This is a genomic window from Brucella sp. HL-2, assembly GCF_025846885.2.
GTDB classification, from domain to species: Bacteria; Pseudomonadota; Alphaproteobacteria; order Rhizobiales; family Rhizobiaceae; genus Brucella; species Brucella quorumnocens.
This window is the reverse complement of sequence record NZ_JAOYTK010000003.1, coordinates 78,909-104,303: the sequence shown is the minus strand read 5'-3', so window position 1 is coordinate 104,303 and position 25,395 is coordinate 78,909. Positions and strand designations below refer to the sequence as shown.

The following is a 25,395-nucleotide window of genomic DNA, read 5'->3' as shown; positions in this document are numbered from 1 at the left end:
TGTTTCCTATTTTGAATTTGCTTTGCTTTGCAGGATAGCATCGGCAACTGCAAGTGCGTCCCTATTAAAAGCGACATTGTGAACACGGAAGATGTCGGCTCCCGCCAAACGCATTGCAACTGATGTTGCGGCAGTTCCAACGTCGCGCATCATGGGATCGGCCTGTTCAGTAATTGCACCGATGAAGCGCTTGCGCGAGGTGCCGACAAGCAAAGGATAGCCGAACCGTTGCAATTCCTCCATGCGTGCCATCAGCGCAATGTCTTCGTCCTTGTCTTTGCCGAAACCAAAACCCGGATCAAGAACGATACGGGAGGCTTCAATGCCTGCCCTGCCCGCGATCTCGAGCGATACATCTAAAAATGCAAATTGATCGGCAATTACATCAGGATCGGTGTTTCTATCGCGACTGGTGTGCATGATGACCAGTCCCGCGCCTGTCTCTTTCGCAATTTCTGCAATTTCAGGTTCACGTTGCAGCCCCCACACGTCATTGACGATATGCGCGCCCGCTTCCACTGCACGTCGTGCGGTTGAGGCGCGATAAGTATCAATTGAAACGATGCAGCCTAAACGCTGGGTAATCGCTTGAATAACCGGCACAACGCGCGCTGCCTCAGTTTCAGCATCAACTGCAGCGCTGCCTGGCCGTGTCGATTCACCACCAACATCGATAATCGTTGCCCCATCTGCGAGCATTGTTTCGGCAACCGCTAAGGCTTTATCGAGATCGTTATGGCGACCGCCATCGGAAAAGGAATCCGGTGTAACGTTGAGAATACCCATAATGACAGATTTTGCACCCAATTGGAGGTTACGACCATGGGCAAGTTGCCATTGTTTCATCATTGACGGATATTCCAATTGTCTTTTTTAGAACTTAGAGCGGTTCGAGTTAAAATTGAATCGTTGGAACCGCTCTAACTGTTTATTTTTAAGCATTTCCATTCCATACGCAAAACCGGTTCCCGCTTTTGCTGGAAATGCTTTAATGCAGCCAAACAGGCACTATGTCATTTTGTGAGGGGCGTTATAGTTCTCTTGACGATTGCATGCCATGTTGCTCATCAATGAATTTACGAGTTTCTTTCTGGTTTTATGAAGAGGTGCCGGAACATGTCTTTGAAAAAACGGGTTCTGGCTCTGGGGTTAGCGCTTGCTGTTGTTGCCCCGCATGCTGAAGCCGCATCCATTTTCCGAACGTTCAGCTATTACAATGTCAACGGAAAGACTGCCGAGGATCTCGACAAGGCATTGTCACGCAGCGGCCCGTTTCTCAAGAAAACTGGTCAGCATCATCCAGGTGCAGCTGAAATCCGCTTCGACGCCAAGGTGCGTTATGGTCGGGCTTCCGGTGATCGCGCGTGCAAAGTTCAGGGCGTTTATGTGAATGTCCATGCAAAGGTCATGTTGCCACGCTGGAAGCAACGCCGAAAAGCCTCTCCTGAGCTCGCACTGATCTGGGATACGTTGTATCAGGATATCCGACGCCACGAAGAAAGCCATATCGTGATTGCCCGTAGTCACGCCAGTGATATGGAACGTCAGATACGCTCATTGCGTAGTCGTACAGATTGCGCAACCTTGCGTGCGGACATTGATAAGGTGACGGAACGCCTGATGGCAGCGCATGATAAGGCGCAAGAACGGTTCGACCGCGTCGAAACGATCAATTTTGAACGTCGCTTTGAACGCCTGCTGACCTATAAACTCGAAAAAATGGTCCAGTAGAATCTGAAGCTTATCTGGCTTGCTGCAATTCGTGCCTGATGGCTTGGGTCATCAGGGCAGCCTCGTGAAAACCGGAAAGTATGAGTTTCAGCTTTCCCGGATAATGACAAACGTCTCCAATAGCGTAAATTTTCCGTTGCGATGTGCGAAACGTCTCGGAACTGACGACGATTGCGTTTCCAAACCGCTCAACAGAAGCCATAGCGCCAGTCGCAGCCAATGGATCGGGGCGCACGATCTGACCAGCAGATGTCAAAGCGCCGAGCCCTGAAGCGATTACCAGGGCTTTGGCATTGAAGGTGACGCCAGTGGCGGTCGTAAGCTGAACGCCCTGCTCACCAGCGGTGATGTCTGAGATCAGCTGACTAAATTCAAAGTCAGGATGATAGGGCTCGATCTGCTTAAGCAGACGATCAATCAACTCGTCACTCATAATTTCAGGGAAAGCCGGAATATCAAAGATGGGCTTGTCAGCATAAAGTGCTGTGCACTGGCCACCCGCCCGGCTCATGGAATCAAACAGCCGACATTTGAAACCGAACAATCCGAGCTGGAAGACAGAGAAAAGGGCGACAGGTCCGGCGCCGATGATTGCGATGTCAGACTGACGTTCGGCTACCATCGACGCTCCTTACATGTCATCACTCTACTTTAAAATATTAATTCTGACGTTCCGGAACTTGAACGACGAGGCCGTCAATCTCATCCGTCACGCGGATCTGGCAAGAAAGGCGCGAGTTAGGCTGCGGTTCATAAGCGAAATCCAGCATGTCCTCTTCCATCGCATCCGGACCGCCGACGATCTCAGTCCAGTCTTCATCGACATAGACATGGCAAGTCGCGCAGGCGCACGCGCCGCCGCATTCAGCATCAATGCCAGGAATGCCGTTGCGAATTGCAGCTTCCATTACGCTCGATCCGTTGTCAGCTTCAACTTCGGTGCGCGAAGCGCCATCAGCGGATACGAATACAATTTTTGTCATTTTAAGTTCCTGCACACGCCTTCCCGGCGCGATTGATATCTTGAAGAGGCAAATACGGCCTTATGCGCGCAGTTTCAACCACCGGAGTATATTCGGCAGATAACTGCGCCAATATGCCATTGTTTCCCAGCAAGTTTTGATCCGTAAATATAAGTATTTGCTGATATACCCTTGTGGTGCAGGCGCAATAAGCATTAGTGTGGCTCGTGGAACAGTGCATTTGAACGCTGTGCAGATTTCTCGCCTTATGAATCAAACCATCGGTAGAATAATAATAACAGCTCTCCTTTAGCGCGTATTTTTGTTAACGATTTAGCGGAGATGAGTTAAGGTGCTTTATCGCATCGGTTTGATTTCCACAGAATGATCGTTAATGTCAAAACACCGGAAATCCGGCATTTTTTGCAAGTCTTCCCTTTTTTGTTAACCTTGTATTTAAAGTTTTAGACATCAGGCGCGGGTGCCTATTTCCTTAACAAGCCCGAGCCGATACGATGAAAAATGGCGGAATAAGTTTTGTAACGGCTCTATAATGATCCGGCCGTCACAGTAATGAGTACGAGGTAGGCAAGGCTATGGCTTCTAAATCCAAGGCGCAAAAGCTCGACCATGAGGTCGAACAGGCACTTGAACAGGCACTCGATATCGATTTCGGTGACGATTTCGACATTGATATGGACCTGAGTGCGATTGGCGAAGAATTTTCAGTCGATGACCTGGAAGAGCAGATTTCGCGTGCGGCCGAAGAATTGGTTGCAGAGCAGAACACGAAAGTGGTCGATGCTGCGAAAGTCTCTCCCGTAGACATTACGACAGAAGGAACGGCAAAGGCCGAAACGATTGCTACCGTTTCCGTCATTGCAAGCCCTGTTGCACCGCCCGTGCCTCCAGTTGTCAATGCTGCATTCCCATCCGCCTCGCCTGAAGCTGCTAACGTTGCGCCGAAGCCAGCCAACAAAGCCAAGCCAGCAGTTCAGGAAGGCGCGCCAAAGCCTGTAACGCCATCTCCAGCTGTCGTAGCCGCCACGCCTGCGGCTGCCCTCACGCCTGCCAATGATGATTCCCGCAACGGCAGAGCTGTTGCCGCCGCACCGCGCCGTGTAACCGAACGTTCTTCCAAGCTCTATTGGACAACGACGGCCATGAGCGTGCTCTGGGCCGCAGGTGGCGTTGCGATTAGCAAGGCAATCAGCCCTGATGTCTTCTCCAGCTTTCAGGCAACCAAAGATTTATTCACATCCCCCGCCGGTATTGGCGTAACTGCTGGCACAGTATTGCCTATCGTTATGTTCTGGGGATTTGCACATCTCGTCCGCCGTGCGCAGGAGATGCATGTCGCAGCACGCAGCATGTCGGAAGCAGCTCTTAAGCTTCTGCAGCCAGAAGCCGCTGCTGGTGATCGTGTATCCACACTGAGCCAGGCTGTTCGCCGTGAAGTTGCTGCGATGAACGAAGGGATAGAGCGCACACTCGCACGCGCTGTTGAACTTGAGACGCTTGTTCAGTCCGAGGTTAATCAGCTTGAACGTGCATACAGCGACAACGAAGTCCGTATCCGTTCGCTCGTCAGCGATCTTGGCAATGAGCGCGAAGCCGTAGTCAGCCATGCTGAGCGCGTTCGTTCTTCGATCACAGGTGCTCATGAGCAGCTGAAAGAAGAATTGTCGAGTGCAGCCAATATCATACGCGACAATGTTATCTCGGCCTCTGAGCAGCTTAGCTCGCTTCTCGGTGATTCTGGTGAACGTCTCATCGGCAGCATCAATGAAAGCGGTGGCGCAATTGCTGAGGCGATTGAAAAGCGTACCGGTGATATTGCGACACGCATCACCACTTCAGGTGAAGCTTTTGCAAACGAACTCGACACCCGTATCGCAACGCTCGATCAGCAGTCACGTGACATTTCGGAACGTGTAAGCTCTGCTCTCGATGAGCGTACCGCTGGCATTGCTACCCTGCTCGGCGGTGCTACCCAGTCGATGGTCAGCGAATTCGATGCACGTCTGATGCAGCTCGACACGACGCTCAATGAGCGTGGCCGTTCGCTGCTGACCGAGTTCGAAACACGCGCTCATGCGCTCGACAGCAGCACCGAAAAGCTGAATGCAGCTCTCGAAACCCGTTCGCGCCAGATCAATGAAAACCTCATTGCTCGCACCCGTGAGATTGCAGAAACCTTCTCCGGTGGCCGTACTGCCTTCAGCACCATGATCGATGAAACGAAGACCAAGATCAGCGATGATCTGACTTCGATCAGCGAAAGCGTGGGCAATATTCTCAATGAGAAGGCTTCGTCCTTCGCAGGCAAGCTCGCTGAAAGCCGCGATATTCTGGCTTCTTCGCTTGAAGGTGAAACAGAGCGCGTTTCCGCGGTCATCCGTGGTCATGCCGATACGCTCTCTGCACGCACAACCGACATCGAAAACGCAATCAACAACAGCTCTTCGGCTCTCAATTCTGCCGCCGAACAGCATGCAGCAATCCTTGCTGACAGAACCAGCATTCTGCAGGAAGAGATGGCTAACAACGCCTCGCGCCTTGATGCCACCTTTGCTGATCACGCCCGCTCGCTGGACGAACGCGCTGCTTCCTTGCACAGCGTCATTGCTGGAAATCAAGCAATGCTTGCTCAGCTGATGGATGAACGTACGACCGCACTACGCGATAACTTCAACGAAAATCGCGAAGTTCTGGCGCGTACATTCGATGAGCGCGTGAACACTTTGACCGCGCTTATCGCTGATAATCAGCAGGAACTGGCACGCGTCTTCGACGAACGTTCGCAGGCAATCAGCGACACGATCGGCGCAAGCCGTGATGCATTCGAAGCGACATTCACTGATCACGTTCAACGTGTCGAGGAACGTACAAGCGGCCTCCGTTCAGTTCTGAACGATCATAACAACGCCCTAGCCCACATTCTTGATGGACATGAACAGACTATTGAAGGTCGTACAGCTGCAATCCGTGAAACACTGACTGACAGCACCGCTTCGCTCAGCCAAACACTTCAGGATCACGGCGATATTCTTTCGCAGCGCACTGCAAACCTCCACAATGCGATTGAAAACAGCAGTGATGTACTCACCCGCGCATTCGAAGGCCAGACTGGCATTATCGAAGAACGCACCCAGACAATGGAAAAGGCGCTCACCATCGGCGTCGATAATGTTCGGCGCGCACTTGAACAGAGTGCAGGTGTCGTTGCTGGCTCGCTGCGTGAGAAAATCACTGAAGCTGCAAGCATTCTGTCCGCAGAAGCGGCCAAGGCCGGTGAATCGCTCGACGGTTTTGGTCAGAGCTTCAGCGCCGATCTCACCACCAACCTCGCAGCTACTGAGGAACGCCTTGGTGAGCGTGCAAATGCAATTGCATCGCGTCTGGCACAGATTGAAAGCAGCATTGCTGACACAGCAAGCAAGACGAGCGAAACCCTCGCAGGTCATAGCGAAGCATTTGCTGCAAGCGTCGCCGACAATCTGGCCGGAACAGAAGCCCGCCTGAACGAACGTGCAAGCGCAATTGCTGGTGGACTTGAAGCAATCGAAAGCCGCCTCACCGGCGAACTGTCGGCAATCGAAGCCCGCATTGCCTACACTGCGACCAAGACTGGCGAAACACTGGCTGGTCATAGCGAGGCATTCTCGGCAAGCGTTGTTGATAATCTCGCTGGTACGGAAGCGCGTCTTGCAGAACGTGCGAGCGCGATTGCTGGTGGCCTTGAAGCTATCGAAAACCGCCTCACCGGTGAATTGTCGGCAATTGAAGCTCGTATCGCTGATACTGCGACCAAAACCAGTGAAACGCTGGCCGGTCACAGCGAAGCCTTCTCGTCGAGCGTTACCGAGAACCTGTCCGGCACAGAAGCACGTCTTGCTGAACGTGCAGATGCCATTGCAACCCGCCTTGGTGACATTGGTTCGCGTATCACGATGGAACTTGGTTCCGTTGAAGCACGCATCGCTCAGGTAACAGACACCACGGCTGTAACGCTTGAAGAGCGCACGCGTGAACTCAATGCAGTTCTTGCGGCCCGCTCGCAGGAAATCACGCAGATCCTCAACGATACTGCCGAACCTCTCGTGCAGCGTCTGGCAGATAGTGGTCGCGGACTGGCAGAACAGCTGGAAGAAGCAACTCACGCAGCCACTGATCGTCTGCGTGCTGAAAATGCTGCGCTCGTTAACGCATTGGCCAACCGTACGGCAGAAACCATTGCAGCGGTTCAGCAGGCAAAGACCGGCCTTTCGGAAAATGTCAGCGAATTGATCGACCGTCTCGCCGCTTCAAACGGCGAACTTGGCAAGCTTATCGATGCTGCCGCTCGCAACCTGACGAATATCGATGGTCGCCTTGTCGAAACAACAAGCAGCTTCGTCGAAAACGCCAACCGTGCAGCGCAGATGTTCCAGGCTTCGACTGGTCTCATCGACAACAATATCGGCACGCTGCGTGCACTGTCCGACGGCACGCTGTCGCAGATCGCAGACATTGCTGAGCGCTTTGAAGAGCACGGCAAGGTTCTCTCCACTGCTTCGGACATGATCAACTCGGCACAGAATGGCCTCGCAGGCACACTTGAAGATCGTCATCTGGCGCTCGACAAGCTTGCGTCCGGGCTGGTTGAAAAGTCAGAAGGCATCGAGAAGTTGATGCAGTCGTTTGAAACCGTGGTTGCTTCGGCATTCCAGCGCGCTGAAGGCCAGACACGTTCTTCGGCTGAGAAGATGCGCGAGAGCGTTGCTGAAATCGTTGAACAGGCATCGCAAAGATTCTCTGCTGCGACTGACGACATTCGTCGCACTGCAACGGAAATCCGCAGCGAACTCGACACGACCCGTGGAGAACTCAAGCGCGGCGTTCTTGATATGCCAGCTGAAGCCAAAGAAACGACTAGCGCAATGCGCAAGGCCGTTGGTGAACAGATCAATGCTCTTAAGGAGCTTGCTGAGATCGTCAACAAGTCGGGTCGTCTGGTCGACGTCGGTGAAAGCCGTGCAGATCGTCCAGTTTCGCGTCCGGTCCAGACGCAGCATGCAGCGCCTACCCCGGTTCAGGCGCCGGCTGCGGCTCCGCGCCCCCAAACTCCGGCACAGGCCGAAGTTGCTGTTCGTGCCCGCCCGGCTGAAGCTCCAAAAACTACTCAGCCTGCTCAATCGGCTGAAAAGCCACGCGGTTGGGTTTCAGATCTTCTGGCACGCGCATCACGCGAAGACGAAGTTGCGGCACCTTCACAGGCACAGCCGACCCAAGCTCCACGTTCGCCAAGCCACGTGGTTGAATCGCTCAACTCGCTCTCGGTGGATATTGCTCGCGCAATCGACCATGAAGCATCGGTTGAACTTTGGGATCGCTATCGCCGCGGTGAACGCAATGTCTTCACGCGTCGCCTCTACACGCTGAAGGGTCAGCAGACCTTTGATGATATCAAGCGTAAGTACCAGACCGATGGTGAATTCCGCCGTGCAGTGGACCGTTACATGGATGACTTCCAGCGCCTGCTCGAAGACGTCGCCCGCAACGATCGCGACAACATGGTGACCCAGACTTATCTGACGTCGGATACCGGCAAGGTCTACACCATGCTCGCTCACGCAAGCGGACGCCTGCGATAGAGCATTTCCAGCAAAAGTGCGTAGCGGTTTTGTGTAGGATAATGCGAAAAAACAAATGCTTAGAGCGTTTCTTCTTATTCAATCAAAGTAGGAAGCGCTCTAAGCGCAGTCAGATGAACAAAAAGACGCGGCTTTCGGGCCGCGTTTTTTGTTGTTTGCTGTTCTGAGCGCTTCGATGTTTTGATGAGATGGACGGTAGTTGATCCGTCTGCAAGCTGCATAACAACGCATTTCATATTGAAGCGACATAGCGCATTTTTGGCTGGCGAACAGATCAGCCCAATAATCGCTTAGCGGGAACGCGGTTACAAAAGAGCTTAATAAAAAAAAGCAGTCCGGAGTGGGCCGGACTGCCTTGAAAAACCAAAAAATTTGAAGCGTAGAGCAGCCCCAGTTGAGATTAAATCGTTGGAACCGCTGTAACTATTTGTTTTTACGCATTTCCGAACGCAAACCGCTACGCACTTTTGCTGGAAATGCTTTACAGCGAGGATATCGTCCAGCTCACAATGTCACTTGCGGTGCGTTCGAACGCTGCATCAAGGGCTTTTACGTAGCCGCTATTGGTTGTGCCTGAAACAGGAACAGCCGAACGGAAGACGCGTGTTGCGCGGACTTCACCATTCTTGTCGTTCATAAGCTTGACGGCGATTTCAACAACCGCTGCCCTTTGCGCGCCATAGGCTTGAATGCTGAACACACGCAAGTCGGTCAGGATCTGGTAATTGATAGCCAGACCATCGCCAGGCCGTCCTACGCCGCCAAAGGCGCCCGTATTTTCATAAGCCTGAACAAGGCGCGACTGAACGAGATTCGGCAGCCTGTCGCCCCATTGTGCGCCTTTGAGATACTCAATCGCACCGGGGGCTGTGTTGACAACGATATTCTCGCTATCCAGTGCTTTCAGCGCGCTCGGTGCAGGAACCAGAAGCTGAAGGCTCTTGCGGCTCGCGGATGCAGTTTGCGTCTGTTGTGGCGCAGTCAGGCTGAAAGTATCGAGCGGCGTTGTCGTTCCGCATCCTGCCAACAAGGTTGCAAGCAGAAAGGGCGCAGTAATATTCCGGATCGAATTGCGGGGAAATTTGGTCACGACAGAACCTGTAATGGACATTAATGACGCGTCCTTCCGTTATACTGCGGAACACTACCTGGGCCACCAAACAGCAAACGCTGGGGATTGCGTTCGAGGTCTGTTACAGCCTGTTCTACACGCTGCACGGCACGGCGGCTATCACCAATCAGCGCTTGAACATCGCTCAGACCCTGTCCCGAAAAACGCTCAAGGTTGCTGGCGATTGGCGTAATGCGCTTATCCAAATTACTCGACAGCTGGCGAATGGATTCAAGTGTAGCCTTAGCCTGCGCGACCACACCGTCTTTATCATCACTTGAGAGCAACTGGTCGGCTTTTGCAATAACGCTTTCAACACGCGAGGAGGCCGCATTCAAGCGCGACATCATCTCTTGTGCATCGGCAACGATCTTATTGATGTTGGCCGCGTTCGAACCAAGTTCGTCAATCACATCAGCATTTTTCGCAAGCGCATCTGTAAAGGTCTTGGTGTTGTGGATCGTATCGATCAGTGGTCCGCGCGCATCCTTTGCAAATCCTTCCAGCTCGCCAAGCACGGAATTCGCACGCGCGAAAATATCCTGAGCGGTTGCGAGGAGGTTGTTCACTGCTGACGGATCGGCATCAATACGTGCAACCGTATCTTCTTTGGCTGCTTCTGTAAGCAGGTTCGGTTCTTCCAGACTACCGCCGTTAAGTTCGATGTAAGCCTGACCAGTCAGTCCCTGAAAGCCAAGTGTCGCTTTGGTTGAGCGCGTAATAGGAGTAGTCGCATTCACGCGGGTTTGCACGATAACCATGCTCGGATTGGATTCGTCGAGATGTAGTCGGCGTACGTCACCGACTTTGATGCCGTTGAAAAGGACCTGACTACCAATGCTTAAGCCTGTGACGGATCCAGGAATACGCACATCGAGGATGACGGAATCCCGCGCTTCACCGAAACGGGCGATCCAGTACACGAAACCGAAAGCCAGCAGGCTGACGATCAGCGTGAAAACTCCTACCAGTACGTAATTGGCCTTCGTTTCCATATCTTATCCAGTCTGCAAGCGGCTGCCGGGCCGCCGTCTGCTCGGCGCGGATGTGTCGATCTGACGTGCGCGCTTGCCTCGAAAATAGGATTTTACCCATGGATCGTCTACAGTCAGCATGTCTTCAATGGAACCACTAACCAAAACTTTTTTGTTACCCAGGACAGCGATGCGATCACAGATCGCAAAAAGACTGTCGAGGTCGTGCGTCACCATGTAAACGGTGAGCCCCATCGTATCGCGCAGATTGGCGATCAGTTCATCGAAGTCTGCAGCGCCAATTGGATCGAGGCCAGATGTCGGCTCATCAAGGAAAACAATATCTGGATCGAGTGCCAGCGAACGAGCCAGTGCAGCGCGTTTGATCATGCCACCAGAAAGCTCAGACGGGAACTTCTCTGCTGTATCTGGCTTCAGTCCCACCAGATCGATTTTCAGACGCGCCAACTCGTCCATGAGCTTTGGTGACAGGTCCAGATATTCGCGCATTGGAACCTGAATGTTCTCAAGCACGTTGAGGGCAGAAAACAGCGCACCATGCTGAAACAGCACGCCCATGCGCATATCAATTGCCATTTTCTCAACGTCAGTCATCTTGTCGATATTGTTGCCCAATATCTCAATCTGGCCTGACTGCTTTTTGTTAAGGCCCAGAATGGTCCGCATCAGCACAGACTTACCTGCACCGGACGGGCCGATGAAGCCAAGGACTTCACCCTTATAAATATCGAGGGACAGATTATCGAGCACAGGAGCGCGACCGCCAAAACCAACGGTAACGTCACGCACCGAAATGATCGGCAAAGGCTGATCGTTGGTCTCGGCATGCTGCGATTGCGGCTGATTATCGATACTCGTCTCCATCAATATTCTTTATCCGAGCTTACCATGCGACTAAACTGCAAGAAGCAGTTTCGCTTCAGTTTTATTCCAGACTGTGTCCGAAAGACCCCATCAAAATGTAGAAATAGGGGGTTAGAAGTCAATTGCCGCATAGAACATGGCAAACATTCCGTCGACGACAATCACAACGAAGATCGACTTCACCACAGAAGCCGTTACCCGGCGCCCCAGTGATTCTGCGCTGCCGCCAACTTTCATACCTTCAACTGAAGCAAGAATGCCGATGATCATCGCCATAAACGGCGCTTTAATAAGGCCCGCAAAATAAGTGTTGAGTGCGACTGCATCATGCAAGCGGCTGATAAATGCTTCCGGCGAGATGTTTGAGTAGAAATAAGTAACAGCTGCAGCGCCAATCAATGCCGACAAATCGGCAATGATAGTGAGAAGCGGCAGAATCACAACCAGAGCGACAAGCCGTGGGAAAACAAGTACGCCAACTGGATTAAGTCCGATAACGGTGAGCGCGTCAGTTTCCTCGCGCATCTTCATTGAGCCAATTTCAGCGGTGATAGCACTGCCCGATCGACCGGCGATCATGATAGCCGTCAAAAGAACGCCGAGTTCGCGCAGAACCAGAATGCCGACCAGATCGACGACAAAGATCTCAGCCCCGAAGTAGCGAAGCTGGAAAGCGCCCTGTTGCGCAATAATGGCACCCACAATCGTTGACATGAGGACGATGATCGGGATTGCGCCCACCCCCATCCGGTCCATCTGCTTGACGATGGCTGGAATTGGAATGCCTGTTCCGCGCCCCGCTTTCAACTGCGCGCCACGAATGGTTGCGCCCAGAATATGCATCGCCATCAGGAAATCTTCATAGACTGAAACGACGCCACGACCGAGAGAATCCAGCATCGAGACGATGAAGAACGGCTTCTTCGTATGCGTCACATCCAAAGTGCGAACGACCGAATTGCCAACCTCTTCCATAAGAGGAAGCCAGGCCTGTTTTACGCCTTCGAGACGAACATCTATCTCTTGAGACAATAGTCTCTGGCGTAGCCGCTCAATCAGCCATGCGCCGGCAGTATCAAGCCCCGCTACATCCGTTGCATCGATTATAACAGCTTGTGAACCACCGACTTTTTCAAGCTCGCGCATCTTCTTATCGACAATGCTGACGCTTTGCGAAATCCAGCGTCCACTCAAACTGATAAGACGTGCGCCATCATGCTCGGCCAAATCAATCTTTGGCGCAACATTAGCGGCAGCACTTGCTTTGTCGGCAGCGTCGGTCAACATGGCCTAACCTCTTATACGAGTCGTTACACGACCGAAATACTGCGTCCTAAAAGGCATATCCATGCACAATAGCTTGAAAATCATTCATGAACGCTATCCCATTGCCGGGAAATTCACAATCTCTCGCGGTTCCAAGACCGAAGCCTTAGTGGTTGTCTGCGAGATTGGCCAAGATGGCCAGTTAGGACGCGGTGAGTGCGTTCCTTATGCCCGTTATGGCGAATCGATCGAAAGCGTGAGTGAACAGATTGAATCCGTTCGTGGTGCGATCGAGAATGGTGCAACACGGCAGGATATTCAGACAATTATGCCAGCTGGTGCCGCACGCAATGCGGTTGATTGCGCGCTTTGGGATCTGGAAGCAAAGCTGTCAGGGAAAAGCGTGGCTGATATGCTCGGGACGCCAACGCGCGCACTTGAGACAGCGATAACGGTGTCGCTCGGAACACCTGAGGAAATGGCAGTCTCCACAGCTAAAGTCGCTCATTATCCGCTGATTAAGGTCAAGATGGGGGGCGATAACGATATCGAGCGCATCCATGCCGTTGCGAATGCTGCACCGAATAGCCGCATCATCATTGATGCCAATGAAGGCTGGACGGATGAGAATATCGAAGAAAACATGGCAGCAGCAGCCAAAGCCGGCGTGGTTTTGATCGAACAGCCCCTGCCCGCTGGAAATGACGATATTCTAAGCCGCATCGCTCGTCCGGTGATTATCTGTGCTGATGAAAGCGTACATACGTCAGTAGGCCTCGAAGACCTTGCAAAACGCTACGATGCTGTGAATATCAAGCTGGATAAGGCCGGTGGATTGACCGAAGGATTGGTCATGCGAGAGAAAGCAATTTCGCTTGGATTGCAGATCATGGTTGGCTGTATGGTCGGCACATCGCTCGGTATGGCGCCTGCAGTATTGCTCGCACAAAAAGCCAATGTTGTTGACCTTGATGGTCCGCTGCTTCTGGCGCAGGATCGCGTTCCTGGCCTTCATTACGATGGCGCTCTAGTTTATCCGCCGGAAGCCACCGTTTGGGGCTGATTATCTGGTTTACCCACTGGCTGTGCGACACTCTTTGTTGACGAGAGAACGTTTTCGAGAATGTCGGCACAGGCCTTCCACGTGAAGGGCTTCAGCACTTCTGCAGGGTCAAATGCTGGCATTTCGAGCGCTTCCAGACAAGCTTTGTGCAAATCATCAGAAAGAATGCCTGCTCCGGTAGCACCGACAACATCGGCAGAACCTGGCACGGGAAATGCTGCAACAGGTAGACCCGATGATATGGCTTCAAGCAGCACCAGCCCGAAGGTATCTGTTCTGCTTGGAAATACGAAAACATCTGCTGATGCGTAGATGCGCGCCAGATCTTTTCCCTCTTTCTTGCCAACGAACACAGTCTTGGGAAAACGCGATCTGAGGTCTTCTAAAGCTGGACCGTCTCCGACGATAAGCTTCGTTCCAGGCAGATCAAGTTCCAGAAATGCTGGCAGGTTCTTTTCAGTCGCCACACGGCCGACGCAGATAAAGACTGGCTGTGGTAATTCTCTCGTCACATCATCGCGCGGATGAAAAAGTGTGCGATCAACACCCCTTGTCCAGAGCTCCAGCCCAGTAAAGCCGCGTTCTTGTAAATCGTCCAGAATCGATTGGGTTGGGACCAGTGTGTGCGATGCTGCATTATGGAAACGACGCAGAAACGCATAAGTCCACTTTGGCGGGATTGGAAATCGGTCCTGAAGATATTCTGGGAACCGAGTGTGGAAACTTGTCGTGAAGCTCCAACCCATTTTAAGACAGGCGCGTCGTGCCATAAAGCCGAGCGGGCCTTCTGTTGCGATGTGCACATAGTCAGGGTTCAAACGCGCCAGCTTTCGCCGAAAGGCCGACGGCGTTGTCATTGCCAGACGAATTTCCGGATAAGTCGGGCATGGAACCGAACGGTAATCCTGTGGCGAGACGACAATCACCTCGTAACCACGTTCAGCCATCAGTTCACAGCATTTCGCCAGCGTTCTCACAACGCCATTTACTTGCGGATGCCAGGCGTCTGTGACGATGACCAGTTTCTTCATCGGCTTCCGTTCACCGCTTTGCGTGCCGCTCGTGGAAGTCTGATTATTCTGCTACCGGTATTGCCGTCTTGCACGACAGGAAGCGATGGTCGTTGACCAAGTCGTTCAGTCCATTCCAGCAACTCCATACGGCCATCGAAATGTTCGACAACTGCTGTGCAGCTTTCGACCCAATCGCCCGTATTGATATATTCAACACCATTCATCTTCTCGATGGTTGCATGATGAATATGGCCACAAATGACACCATCGACACCGATGCGCTGTGCTTCTTCCGAAACAACGTTTTCAAAATTACCGATGAAATTGACTGCTTTTTTGACTCGGAATTTGGCCCAGGCCGAAAATGACCAATATCGCAATCCAAACATGGCGCGGACGCGGCTCATTACTGTGTTGATCCAGATCGCCGTATCGTAAGCCCAGTCACCAAGATAAGCGATGAAGCGAGCATTGCGCACCACCACATCAAACTGATCACCATGGATGACAAGAAACTTGCGGCCATCTGCAGTTTCGTGGATAGCGCGGTTCATAACTTCAATGCCACCAAAATGCGTGCCTTGAAAGTTTCGAAGAAATTCGTCGTGATTGCCAGCGATGTAGATAATAGTTGCACCTTTGCGGCTTTTGCGCAGAAGCTTCTGAACGACGTCGTTGTGTTCTTGCGGCCAATGCCAGTTTCGCCGCAGGCGCCAACCGTCAACGATGTCTCCAACCAGATAGATCGTTTCCGCCTCATGGCAGCGCAGAAAATCCAGCAAAAGTTCGGCTTGAGCTGCCTTGGAGCCGAGATGCACATCCGAGATAAACAGAGTGCGGAATTGCTTTGGCTCAATCTGTTCTTCGCTCATTTGGTTGTCCTTCTGTTGGCAACCCGGATTTGAGCGCAGAAAACCCGATTCATGTCACAAACATATGACGAAGAAAAAAGAAGCGCGAAACGTCAGGTTTCGCGCTTAAGGGCAGGATCGAGAGAAACTATAAACATCCACTTCAATCGTTAAGGCGGATTATTTCCTTGGTATGATTAGACTGCCAGTTCCAGCTTTGGTCCAATGTAATGTGATTTGGGTCGAATGAGCTTGTTTTCCCTTATCTGCTCGCGACAATGCGCGGCCCAGCCCATCGCTCGTCCCATGGCAAATACGCAGGTAAAAGCCTCACGTGGGAAGTCCAACTGCTCAAGAAGAAGCGCGGTGTAGAATTCGACATTGGTTGCAAGCGAACGGTCTGGCTTATGGCTTGCCAATGCAGAAATTGCCGCAGCTTCAACGGCTTCAGCCAGCATTAGCCTGCTTTCATCTTTACTCTTGTTCTCTAGAACGTGCATGAGAGCTGCCTTGATGGCATCGGCACGCGGATCACGGACTTGATAAACGCGATGGCCAAATCCCATCAATCGTTCACCTCTGGATATTGCATCTTCCAACCATTGCTTGGCATTTTCCGCTTTACCTATAGCGTCCAACATATCAAGTACTGGAGCCGGAGCACCGCCATGCAATGGCCCCTTCAGTGCGCCAATGGCGGCAAGAATTGAAGATGTCATTCCGGCTTGGGTTGACGCTACGACACGCGCAGCAAAAGTCGACGCATTCAAGCCGTGGTCCGAAACAGAGACAAGATAGCTATCCAGAGCCTGAACATCGTATTCTTCAGGCATCCGGACATTCGCCATCCGCAGAATATCGACGCTATGTGGAAGTGACGGATCCGGGGAAACCATTTGTCTGCCGCGCTTTGCACGGATAATAGCGGGTGTAAAAACTGCTGGTGCGGCGACCATATAAAGTGCTGCCGTAAGATCGTCGCCATCTGGGATTCTTGCTATGAGCGCACGAACCGCTTCGATGGGCTGCAAATCAAGAAGCTCATCATCAATGGCGTCGGTGTGATGGAAGACCTGAACCCGTGCTTCGCCTAATGCGCGCTGAAGCTCAGCCCCCTTGGGAAAATCATCAAAAAAGCCATCCCACAATAATTCGATGCAATCCTCGACGCAGGTGTGAGGTATAAGACTATCGAGTGATCGCCCGCGAATTACTAGTTTCCCCAAAAGACCATCGACATCTGATAAAACCGTTTCAGTTGCGACCACATCTTCAAGACCGGCGTTCATGACACATACCTTTGCCTGTTTACTGAATTTTACTAAGTATAATCTTCTTAAAATTGAGCGAAACAGTTCAATATAGTTAGCTACTAAAGTATAGTCTTATATAATAATTCTGATATTAGAGCTCATGCTCACGCGCTTTTATGATATTTAGATAGGAGTAATGTTCCTCACAAAGTGAAGCCCGCCATCCCGTAGAGAGCACAAAACAAGCGGAACAGGTGGACATTTCCGCGCGTCAACCAAAATCCGGTTGATTGGTGGGATCGCTTGGTGGCATGTCTACCGCCATAAAAGAAGCGGCTTGATTTGAAATACCCTGTGGCTGCGGAATAACTGCTTCTTGAAATCGGACCTATAGTGATTTGATAGTTTGAGATAAGAACGATAATGGCTCAAAAGACGCAAATTGGCGTCACGGCGCGGTTTCCTCCCCCGGCTGCGCGTATGAACCGGAAAGCGATGCGATAATGACCAACAAAAAGACCCCCTCCACTTCCACGCGTTCAGATTTTGACGAAGCGGCGCTGTTTTTCCACCGCTATCCAAAGCCCGGCAAGCTGGAAATTCAGGCCACGAAGCCGCTCGGCAATCAGCGCGATCTTGCACTGGCCTATTCGCCAGGCGTTGCGGCCCCGTGCCTTGCTATCCATGAAGATCCTGCTGCTGCTGCCGAATATACGGCGCGTGGCAATCTGGTAGCGGTCGTTTCCAACGGCACTGCCGTTCTCGGTCTTGGTAACATTGGCGCACTCGCATCCAAGCCGGTAATGGAGGGCAAGGCTGTCCTCTTCAAGAAGTTCGCTGATATCGATGTTTTCGACATTGAAATCGATGCTCTTGAAATTGAACGTATTGTCGACGTGGTTTCGGCTCTGGAACCGACCTTTGGCGGCATCAACCTCGAAGACATCAAGGCACCTGAGTGCTTTGAAGTTGAAGAGCAGCTCCGCGCCAAGATGAACATCCCGGTTTTCCATGACGATCAGCATGGAACGGCGATCATCGTCGCAGCAGCCGTTCTCAATGGACTGGAACTTGCAGGCAAGAAAATCGAAGATGCGAAGATCGTGACATCAGGCGCCGGTGCAGCTGCACTTGCCTGTCTTAATCTTCTCGTCAATCTCGGTGCAAAGCGCGAGAATATCTGGGTCTGTGACCTTGAAGGTGTGGTCTATGAAGGCCGAAACACACTTATGGATCGCTGGAAGGAAGTGTATGCGCAGAAGACTGACGCGCGTGTACTCGCGGATGTCATTGGTGGCGCCGATGTATTCCTCGGACTTTCGGCTGCAGGTGTTCTGAAACCTGAATTACTCAAGCAGATGGCTGACAAGCCGCTTATAATGGCGCTTGCAAATCCAAATCCTGAAATCATGCCGGAAGCAGCGCGTGAAGCACGCGCTGATGCTATGATTTGTACCGGACGTTCGGATTATCCGAACCAGGTCAACAACGTTCTCTGCTTCCCATATATTTTCCGCGGTGCACTTGATGTAGGTGCAACCGCAATCAATGAAGAAATGAAACTTGCAGCCGTTCGTGCCATTGCAGCACTTGCGCGCGAAGAGCCTTCAGATGTTGCAGCCCGTGCCTATTCAGGTGACACACCGACATTCGGGCCGGATCATATCATTCCGTCGCCGTTTGATCAGCGCCTGATCCTGCGCATCGCGCCTGCAGTTGCAAAAGCTGCGATGGAGAGTGGCGTCGCGACACGCCCGATTGAAGACTGGGAAGCCTATATGGATAGGCTGAACCGCTTTGTTTTCCGCTCCGGCCTTATCATGAAGCCGGTCTTTGCGGCTGCGCGTGCACAGAGCAAGCCGATGCGCGTTATCTATGCCGACGGTGAGGATGAGCGCGTACTTCGTGCTGCACAGGTCGTGATTGAAGAAGGCATTGCCTCGCCTATTCTCGTTGGTCGTCCGCAAGTTGTGGAAACACGCCTGAGCCGCTACGGCCTTAAAATCCGTCAGGGCAAAGATTTTGAACTGATCAACCCAGAGGACGACCCGCGCTACCGCGACTATGTGGATCTCTATCTGTCCTATACGGGTCGCCAGGGCGTCACACCAGAAGCAGCGCGTACCATCGTTCGCACCAATTCCACCGCCATTGCTGCACTTGCCGTAATGCGCGACGAAGCTGAAGCCATGATCTGCGGTCTGGAAGGACGCTTTGAACGCCACTTGCGCGTTGTAAAGCAGATTATCGGCAAGCTGCCCGGTATCAGCGATTACTCGGCGTTGAGCCTGCTTATTTCTCAGCGCGGTGCACTGTTCCTCACCGACACCTATGTCAATGTGGAACCCGAAGCCAGTGAGATTGCCGAAATGGCGATACTGGCGGCGAAGGAAATCAGCCGCTTTGGCATCGAGCCAAAGGCCGCACTTGTTTCTCACTCGAACTTTGGCTCGAAAGAGTCAGCAAGTGCAGAGAAAATGCGTCGTGCGGCAGCAATCCTTGCTGAGAAGGCGCCAGAACTGGAATCGGACGGCGAAATGCATGGTGACTCGGCGCTGTCACAAGCCCTGCGTGATCGCGTATTCCCCAATTCCCGTCTCAAGGGCGAAGCCAATCTTCTGGTCTTTCCTAACCTCGATGCAGCAAATATTACCCTGAATGTCGTCAAGACCGTTACCGATGCACTGCATGTTGGTCCGATCTTGCTTGGCGCTGCGCGCCCTGCTCACATTCTCACACCATCGGTTACATCGCGCGGTGTGGTTAACATGACCGCGCTTGCGGTTGTTGAAGCACTTCAGCGCTCCGGTGAAGTAAAAAGGCAAGGCTAAATAAGCTATTGCTTTAATATAAATAATACGCTTTAATAAAAAACGCCAAGTACGATTAATCATACTTGGCGTTTATGCTTTTTTAATCGCAATACACGACAATCGACACATACGAACAACAGAACGGGCTTGTTCTATGATGATTGCTTATAAGAATTTTCTTCGTGTATCTTCTTTGGCGACGCTAATGGTGACCGCAGTGCTGGTTGCTGGCTGCACGACAACGCAACCTATACAGCAATGTACTCCTAAAGAAAAAGCACGTTTAACGAGTAATTTGAATTCTACAAAAGCAAAGCTTGATCGCAATAAGGCCGAACTTTCCCGAAGTCGGACAGAGATGGCGAAACAGAGTTGTATTGGGATTTCGGCAAGTAAATCTTCAAGTTGCACACGCCTAAAGGCAAGAGCTAACAAGCTTCAAACAGAGATCAGGACACTAGAGAACCAACTCGCTGAGCTAAATGCTACAATTGCAGGTAGGTCTCATGCTGGCAGGTTTGTGCAAGCATGTTCCGCAAACTGGACGCCAGCTCGGAAGATGCAAAAGGCTGCACCAAAGAAATCATCTGCGAGCAAGACATCGAAACAAAGTCAAGCCAAAGTCGCGAACGCAGTGAGCGAGCCTGTTGAAGATTTCGTTGTACCGGCATATGAAACGCCCGAAACGAGCTATGCGCCAACTGACCAACCAAAGGTGCAGCCCACCGCGTATGTTGCTCCAGTAGCGACTACACCGCCAACGGAGCGAACCTACACGGAAGGTTCGAAAGTCAGAGTAGTCGGCTCTTCGTTCTATCCGGACCAATCAAAACCAGTAGGTCCGCAAGCTCCGGACCATGCGCCTGCCCCGTAAGAGCAATACGCAGGGGCATGAAGAGTGTCTTGCCCTTGCGGCCTGTTGCTGCTTTCACAGCATCGGTCCAGCTTTTCCAGGTAAGTTTGTCCCAAGGTGCAGACGGAAGCATTGCCGACGCCTCACGCACGAAGACTTGATCTTCTTCAGATAGCTCAGGCTTTTCAGGCAAATCAGCATTGATGATCTGCCACCAATGAGCAGCATCATTAAATCGCTCAAGATTACCACGTACAGTCAGCCAGAATTGCTCAGCATTCTCACCATGAATACCCAATGCTTCGAGACGGCTTGCTGCCTTCTCGTATGGCATCTCGTGCAACAATGCCCGATTGAGCGTATCAAGTTCAGCTGGATCGAACTTCGCTGATGATTTCGAAATTGAAGCAAGGTCAAAACGTTCTGCGAGCGCATCCATATCGGTGGCTGCGGAAACAGACTCAGACGTTCCGATAAGCACCGCGAGAGACGCAACAGACATTGGCTCATATCCACTATCGCGAAGCGAACCGATAGACAGTGCACCAGAGCGCTTGGATAGTCCCTCGCCCGAAACCGTGGTGAGCAGGTTGTGATGGCCGAAGACTGGCGGCTCGGCGCCGAGCGCCTCGAAGATAGCAATTTGCACGCCTGAATTGGTGACGTGATCGTCGCCGCGAATGATATGCGTGATACCCAAATCAATATCATCGACAACCGATGGCAGTGTATAAAGATATGTGCCGTCTTCTCGAACGAGGACAGGATCTGACATTGATGCCAGATCGACAGTCTGCGGGCCGCGAACCAGATCATCCCAATGGACTTCGGTGCGTGTGGTTACAAATGGGTCGTTCTCGAAATTAGGCAGAAGAAAACGCCAGTGCGGCTTGCGCCCTTCTGCTTCAAAAGCAGCCTTTTCTTCATCGGTCAGCTTCAGTGCCTCACGACCATAAACAGGCGGAAGACGGCGTGCCAATCGCAACCGGCGTCGGCGTTCAAGTTCATCAGCTGTCTCATAGCAGGCATAGAGCAGGCCTGCCTCTTTCAGCTTTTCGACAGCCTTGGCATAAACGTGAAATCGCTTTGACTGGTATTCAACGCGGTCGGGCTTCACACCAAGCCAGTCAAGATCAACCGCAATGGCCTCAGCATATTCCTGCTTAGAACGTTCGACGTCTGTGTCGTCATAACGCAAGATGAAATTGCCGCCATTCTTTTTGGCATAAAGCCAATTCGAAAGCGCGGTACGCGTATTGCCAATATGAATATAACCCGTCGGAGACGGTGCAAAGCGAACAGTTACGGTCATTACAAAATCTTTCAGCGGTCGCGGAAGCGGTTCGTTATTGGATAACGACGATCACGTCCGAAATTCTTCTTGGTAATTTTTACACCTGGCGCAGATTGCCGGCGCTTGTATTCAGCCAAATTGAGCAGATGCTCAATACGTTGCACTGTTTCAAGCGCATGGCCCCGCGCGACGATCTCGGCGTTGCTCATCTCGTTTTCAACGAGGCATTCCAGAATATCGTCAAGCACGGGATAAGGCGGCAGGCTGTCCTGATCTGTCTGGTTTTCGCGCAATTCAGCCGATGGTGCTTTCGCAATGATATTTTGCGGGATCACTTCGTCAGCGGGGCCCAAACTGCCTACCGGAACATGGTTGTTACGCCATTCGGACAGTGCATAGACCTGCATCTTATAGACATCTTTGATGGGGTTGAAGCCGCCATTCATATCACCATAAAGCGTTGCATAGCCCACCGACATTTCCGACTTGTTGCCCGTAGTCACAACCATCGAGCCAAACTTGTTGGAAATAGCCATCAGAATGGTGCCGCGGGCACGGCTTTGCAGGTTTTCTTCGGTCACACCGCTTTCTGTGCCTTCAAACAAAGGCTTGAGCGCGGATAGGAAACCCTCAACGGGCTCGGCAATCGGCACGATATCGTAACGCACACCGAGCGCCTTGGCACAGTCGGCAGCGTCTTTCAGCGACTCTTCCGACGTATATCGATAAGGCAACATCACACAACGCACCCGATCCTTACCGAGCGCATCGACGCCGAGCGCTGCGCAAATTGCAGAATCAATACCGCCTGAAAGACCAAGCACGACGTCCTTGAAGCCATTCTTGTTCACATAATCACGCAGACCCAGCATGCAGGCCGCATAATCAGCTTCAAGTCCTTCCGGCAATGTTGCTTTCTCGCTGTCTTCACAGCGCCAGCTGTCGCCTTCACGCTTCCAAACTGTCAGTGCGATTTTCTCCGCAAATTGCGGCATCTGTAGGCAAAGGCTCTTGTCGGCATTGAACGCAAATGAACCGCCATCGAAAACCAGCTCGTCCTGTCCGCCCATCTGATTGGCATAGAGCATAGGCAATTCGGTTTCGATAACCTGTTTCAGAACGATCTGATAACGACGATCGATTTTGTCGCGATGATAGGGTGAACCGTTGGGAACCAGCAGGAACTCCGCACCGCTTTCAGCCAGAGTTTCCGCTACACCTAAATCACCCCAGATGTCTTCGCAGATCGGAATCCCAATGCGAACGCCACGGAAATTAACTGGGCCGGGCATCGGGCCAGGCTGGAAAACGCGTTTTTCGTCAAACTCACCATAGTTCGGCAGATCAACTTTGAAGCGTTCGGCTATGATTTCACCGCCGTCGAGCACTGCAATCGAATTGTGTAAGCCGCTATCACGCTGCAAGGGGGTGCCGATGATAACGCCGGGACCGCCATCTGCAGTATCTTTAGCAAGCTCACGCACAGCCTTTTCGCAAGCAGCAACGAATGCTGATTTCAGAACCAGATCTTCAGGCGGATAGCCCGCGATGAACAGTTCTGTGAACATTACGAGGTCGGCGTTCATCTGGGCTGCTTCTGCGCGTGCAGCACGTGCCTTGGCAAGATTTCCGGCAATGTCGCCCATAACAGGGTTGAGCTGTGCAACGGCAATACGAAGCATATCGAGATTCTCGCTAGCGCTGATCATGCCCAAGCTTTAGCGCGCTTGTGCAATTAATTGCAACGGATTGAGTTGAAGAACTGTTGTTCTTTATCAAACCATATAGGTTGTGAAGAGAATGTAGCCCCATGTGGTGGCTACAAAAACAATTGCGATCAATACCGCGAGCGATCCGCAATCTTTGGCAATCTGAATCTCTTTATGAAAATCGCGAGAAACTGCATCGCACGTTGCTTCAATACCAGTGTTCAACACTTCAACCAGAATGAGAAACAAGATCGACCCGGTCATCATCAGGAATGCAAGGCAGCTTGGGGCCAGGAAAAATGCAACGGGTAGTGATATCAGAAAAAGAACCAGTTCTTGTTGAACGGCCTTTTCATGTCGCGCCAAGTGCTTGAGAGCACGCATTGAATTGAGAAACGCCAGAATAATTCGCTTCATCGATGCCCCCAAAAGTGAGTTTTCGTCAAAATCAATAAGCGAGTTCAGCCGAAATACAACAGGGCGAAGGATGAATCCTCCGCCCTGTGTTCAGTTGAAGTGATTATACCCAATCAGGCGTTAACGGCCTGCTTTTCCGAACCCGAGTCACGTTCCTTCTTGAGCAGCTCCGCCAGAAGGAAGGCCAACTCAAGCGCCTGATCTGCATTCAGACGTGGATCGCAATGCGTGTGGTAACGGTCGTGCAAGTCTTCCGCAGAAATTGCGCGAGCACCGCCCGTGCATTCGGTGACATTTTTGCCGGTCATTTCGACATGGATACCACCTGGATGCGAGCCTTCGGCGCGATGAATTGCGAAGAAGGATTCGACTTCCTTGAGGATACGGTCGAAAGGACGTGTCTTGTAACCGCCAGCGGTGATCGTGTTGCCGTGCATCGGGTCGCAAGACCAGACGACCTTACGACCTTCACGTTCAACTGCGCGAATAAGCTGCGGCAGATGATCGCCAACTTTGTCGTAACCGAAACGAGCGATAAGCGTCAGGCGCCCTGCTTCGTTTTCAGGGTTGAGAAGGTCGATCAGACGGATGAGATCATCCGGCTGTAGCGATGGACCGCACTTCAGACCGAGAGGGTTCTTGATGCCACGGCAATATTCGATATGCGCATGATCAGCCTGACGCGTACGGTCGCCAATCCAGATCATGTGGCCTGAAGTCCCGTACCAGTCGCCCGATGTGGAATCAACGCGTGTCAAAGCTTCTTCATAGCCAAGCAGCAGAGCTTCATGACTGGTGTAGAAATCGGTCTCACGCAGCGAATGATTGCTATCGGAAGTGATACCGATAGCGCGCATGAAGTTCATCGTTTCCGAAATACGCTGAGCGAGAGCAGCATAACGTTCAGCCTGCGGGCTCTTGCCAACAAAGCCGAGCATCCACTGATGCACGTTCTCAAGATTGGCGTAACCACCCTGCGCGAATGCACGCAGCAGGTTCAGCGTCGCAGCAGACTGGCGGTAAGCCATGTCCTGACGCTGCGGATCAGGGATACGCGAAGCCTCATCGAAATCGATACCGTTGATGATGTCGCCACGGTATGATGGCAGCTCGACACCATTGAGCGTTTCCATGTCGGAAGAACGCGGCTTGGCAAACTGACCAGCAATACGGCCAACCTTAACAACAGGCTTGGAGGCACCAAACGTCAGAACAACGGCCATCTGCAAAAAGACGCGGAAAAAGTCGCGAATATTATCCGCGCCATGTTCTGCGAAGCTTTCCGCACAATCGCCGCCCTGAAGCAGGAATGCCTTGCCTTCAGCTACGTCTGCAAGCTGTGATTTGAGCTTTCGCGCCTCGCCTGCAAAAACGAGCGGTGGATAGGTACGAAGGCGAGCCTCAACATCGGTCAGAGCCTGTGCGTCTGGATAAAACGGCACTTGCTTGATCGGTTTGTTTCTCCAGGAATTCGGGGTCCAGTTCTTCGTCATTTCACACCTGTTTAATTATCCGCGCGATTTCTCTCGGATTTCTTCCTCCTTAACACGAAAGCCGGCATCCG

Annotated in this window: 17 protein-coding genes and 2 pseudogenes; 5 read left to right on the top strand and 14 right to left on the bottom strand. The window is 52.1% G+C overall.

Features of this window, described 5'->3' with window-relative positions:
- Positions 1-6: 6 nt before the first annotated feature.
- Positions 7-849 carry a dihydropteroate synthase gene (gene folP, locus OIV19_RS06325; RefSeq protein ID WP_095446648.1) on the bottom strand — a complete coding sequence of 281 codons (843 nt, stop codon included), beginning with the start codon at positions 847-849 and terminating at the stop codon, positions 7-9.
- Positions 850-1,116: 267 nt separating this feature from the next.
- Here folP and OIV19_RS06320 point away from each other — a divergent pair, with 267 nt between their 5' ends.
- Positions 1,117-1,731, top strand: coding sequence for a DUF922 domain-containing Zn-dependent protease (locus tag OIV19_RS06320; protein WP_095446647.1), 615 nt, complete (start codon positions 1,117-1,119; stop codon positions 1,729-1,731).
- Between the two features lie 10 nt (positions 1,732-1,741).
- Here OIV19_RS06320 and OIV19_RS06315 read toward each other — a convergent pair whose 3' ends face one another.
- Together OIV19_RS06315 and OIV19_RS06310 are read right to left on the bottom strand one after the other, a co-directional pair.
- Positions 1,742-2,353: an NAD(P)/FAD-dependent oxidoreductase gene (locus OIV19_RS06315; RefSeq protein WP_264231030.1), complete on the bottom strand. Its 612-nt coding sequence runs from the start codon at positions 2,351-2,353 to the stop codon at positions 1,742-1,744.
- A gap of 37 nt (positions 2,354-2,390) precedes the next feature.
- On the bottom strand, positions 2,391-2,714 hold the full coding sequence (locus OIV19_RS06310) for a 2Fe-2S iron-sulfur cluster-binding protein (protein ID WP_024898709.1): 324 nt from the start codon (positions 2,712-2,714) through the stop codon (positions 2,391-2,393).
- Positions 2,715-3,245: 531 nt separating this feature from the next.
- Here OIV19_RS06310 and OIV19_RS06305 point away from each other — a divergent pair.
- Positions 3,246-3,488 (top strand): annotated as a pseudogene (locus tag OIV19_RS06305) (hypothetical protein); the annotation flags it as partial.
- Positions 3,489-3,550: 62 nt separating this feature from the next.
- Positions 3,551-8,203: pseudogene (locus tag OIV19_RS06300) on the top strand (apolipoprotein A-IV repeat region-like domain-containing protein); the annotation flags it as partial.
- 607 nt (positions 8,204-8,810) lie between these two features.
- Here the strand turns inward: OIV19_RS06300 and OIV19_RS06295 are convergent.
- From OIV19_RS06295 to OIV19_RS06280, 4 genes are all read right to left on the bottom strand, one after another.
- A complete protein-coding gene (locus OIV19_RS06295) occupies positions 8,811-9,440 on the bottom strand; it encodes an ABC-type transport auxiliary lipoprotein family protein (RefSeq protein WP_264231028.1) in 630 nt (209 codons plus the stop codon).
- The gene (locus tag OIV19_RS06290; protein WP_095446643.1) at positions 9,440-10,435 is read right to left on the bottom strand and encodes an MlaD family protein; all 996 of its coding nucleotides are present in this window, start codon (positions 10,433-10,435) and stop codon (positions 9,440-9,442) included. Before OIV19_RS06290 ends, OIV19_RS06295 begins: the two co-directional genes overlap by 1 nt.
- A 3-nt stretch (positions 10,436-10,438) precedes the next feature.
- The gene (locus tag OIV19_RS06285) at positions 10,439-11,299 is read right to left on the bottom strand and encodes an ABC transporter ATP-binding protein (RefSeq protein ID WP_167388299.1); all 861 of its coding nucleotides are present in this window, start codon (positions 11,297-11,299) and stop codon (positions 10,439-10,441) included.
- A gap of 111 nt (positions 11,300-11,410) precedes the next feature.
- Complete coding sequence (locus tag OIV19_RS06280) at positions 11,411-12,586, bottom strand: ABC transporter permease (RefSeq protein WP_151094882.1); 1,176 nt, start codon at positions 12,584-12,586, stop codon at positions 11,411-11,413.
- A 61-nt stretch (positions 12,587-12,647) separates the two neighbouring features.
- Between OIV19_RS06280 and dgcA the strand changes: the two genes are divergently transcribed.
- Complete coding sequence (dgcA, locus tag OIV19_RS06275) at positions 12,648-13,628, top strand: N-acetyl-D-Glu racemase DgcA (RefSeq protein ID WP_151094883.1); 981 nt, start codon at positions 12,648-12,650, stop codon at positions 13,626-13,628.
- On the opposite strand, the gene OIV19_RS06270 is transcribed toward dgcA, so the two are convergent.
- The 3 genes from OIV19_RS06270 to OIV19_RS06260 all read right to left on the bottom strand — a co-directional run bounded on the left by OIV19_RS06270 (position 13,598) and on the right by OIV19_RS06260 (position 16,781).
- Entirely contained in the window at positions 13,598-14,659 is a 1,062-nt protein-coding gene (locus OIV19_RS06270; RefSeq protein WP_151094885.1) for a glycosyltransferase family 4 protein, read from the bottom strand. The two genes, dgcA and OIV19_RS06270, sit on opposite strands and share 31 nt — an antisense overlap.
- Positions 14,656-15,513, bottom strand: a complete 858-nt coding sequence (locus tag OIV19_RS06265) for a UDP-2,3-diacylglucosamine diphosphatase (protein WP_095446639.1) — start codon at positions 15,511-15,513, stop codon at positions 14,656-14,658. The genes OIV19_RS06270 and OIV19_RS06265 overlap by 4 nt, the downstream gene beginning before the upstream one ends.
- A gap of 176 nt (positions 15,514-15,689) precedes the next feature.
- Complete coding sequence (locus tag OIV19_RS06260; RefSeq protein ID WP_095446638.1) at positions 15,690-16,781, bottom strand: citrate synthase/methylcitrate synthase; 1,092 nt, start codon at positions 16,779-16,781, stop codon at positions 15,690-15,692.
- 467 nt (positions 16,782-17,248) lie between these two features.
- Between OIV19_RS06260 and OIV19_RS06255 the strand changes: the two genes are divergently transcribed.
- Positions 17,249-19,576: an NADP-dependent malic enzyme gene (locus OIV19_RS06255; RefSeq protein ID WP_151094887.1), complete on the top strand. Its 2,328-nt coding sequence runs from the start codon at positions 17,249-17,251 to the stop codon at positions 19,574-19,576.
- 773 nt (positions 19,577-20,349) lie between these two features.
- On the opposite strand, the gene gltX is transcribed toward OIV19_RS06255, so the two are convergent.
- The 4 genes from gltX to OIV19_RS06235 all read right to left on the bottom strand — a co-directional run bounded on the left by gltX (position 20,350) and on the right by OIV19_RS06235 (position 25,324).
- A complete protein-coding gene (gene gltX, locus OIV19_RS06250; protein WP_264231027.1) occupies positions 20,350-21,723 on the bottom strand; it encodes a glutamate--tRNA ligase in 1,374 nt (457 codons plus the stop codon).
- Between the two features lie 11 nt (positions 21,724-21,734).
- Positions 21,735-23,414, bottom strand: a complete 1,680-nt coding sequence (locus tag OIV19_RS06245; RefSeq protein WP_264231026.1) for an NAD+ synthase — start codon at positions 23,412-23,414, stop codon at positions 21,735-21,737.
- 66 nt (positions 23,415-23,480) lie between these two features.
- A complete protein-coding gene (locus OIV19_RS06240; RefSeq protein ID WP_095446634.1) occupies positions 23,481-23,831 on the bottom strand; it encodes a diacylglycerol kinase in 351 nt (116 codons plus the stop codon).
- A 113-nt stretch (positions 23,832-23,944) separates the two neighbouring features.
- Positions 23,945-25,324, bottom strand: coding sequence for a class II 3-deoxy-7-phosphoheptulonate synthase (locus OIV19_RS06235; protein WP_095446633.1), 1,380 nt, complete (start codon positions 25,322-25,324; stop codon positions 23,945-23,947).
- Positions 25,325-25,395 lie beyond the last annotated feature (71 nt).

Bases quoted from the DNA above. Each gene is read 5' to 3' on its own strand.
- folP (WP_095446648.1), bottom strand. From the start codon at position 849: ATGATGAAACAATGGCAACTTGCCCATGGTCGTAACCTCCAATTGGGT.
- OIV19_RS06320 (WP_095446647.1), top strand. From the start codon at position 1,117: ATGTCTTTGAAAAAACGGGTTCTGGCTCTGGGGTTAGCGCTTGCTGTT.
- OIV19_RS06315 (WP_264231030.1), bottom strand. From the start codon at position 2,353: ATGGTAGCCGAACGTCAGTCTGACATCGCAATCATCGGCGCCGGACCT.
- OIV19_RS06310 (WP_024898709.1), bottom strand. From the start codon at position 2,714: ATGACAAAAATTGTATTCGTATCCGCTGATGGCGCTTCGCGCACCGAA.
- OIV19_RS06295 (WP_264231028.1), bottom strand. From the start codon at position 9,440: ATGTCCATTACAGGTTCTGTCGTGACCAAATTTCCCCGCAATTCGATC.
- OIV19_RS06290 (WP_095446643.1), bottom strand. From the start codon at position 10,435: ATGGAAACGAAGGCCAATTACGTACTGGTAGGAGTTTTCACGCTGATC.
- OIV19_RS06285 (WP_167388299.1), bottom strand. From the start codon at position 11,299: ATGGAGACGAGTATCGATAATCAGCCGCAATCGCAGCATGCCGAGACC.
- OIV19_RS06280 (WP_151094882.1), bottom strand. From the start codon at position 12,586: ATGTTGACCGACGCTGCCGACAAAGCAAGTGCTGCCGCTAATGTTGCG.
- dgcA (WP_151094883.1), top strand. From the start codon at position 12,648: ATGCACAATAGCTTGAAAATCATTCATGAACGCTATCCCATTGCCGGG.
- OIV19_RS06270 (WP_151094885.1), bottom strand. From the start codon at position 14,659: ATGAAGAAACTGGTCATCGTCACAGACGCCTGGCATCCGCAAGTAAAT.
- OIV19_RS06265 (WP_095446639.1), bottom strand. From the start codon at position 15,513: ATGAGCGAAGAACAGATTGAGCCAAAGCAATTCCGCACTCTGTTTATC.
- OIV19_RS06260 (WP_095446638.1), bottom strand. From the start codon at position 16,781: ATGAACGCCGGTCTTGAAGATGTGGTCGCAACTGAAACGGTTTTATCA.
- OIV19_RS06255 (WP_151094887.1), top strand. From the start codon at position 17,249: ATGACCAACAAAAAGACCCCCTCCACTTCCACGCGTTCAGATTTTGAC.
- gltX (WP_264231027.1), bottom strand. From the start codon at position 21,723: ATGACCGTAACTGTTCGCTTTGCACCGTCTCCGACGGGTTATATTCAT.
- OIV19_RS06245 (WP_264231026.1), bottom strand. From the start codon at position 23,414: ATGATCAGCGCTAGCGAGAATCTCGATATGCTTCGTATTGCCGTTGCA.
- OIV19_RS06240 (WP_095446634.1), bottom strand. From the start codon at position 23,831: ATGAAGCGAATTATTCTGGCGTTTCTCAATTCAATGCGTGCTCTCAAG.
- OIV19_RS06235 (WP_095446633.1), bottom strand. From the start codon at position 25,324: ATGACGAAGAACTGGACCCCGAATTCCTGGAGAAACAAACCGATCAAG.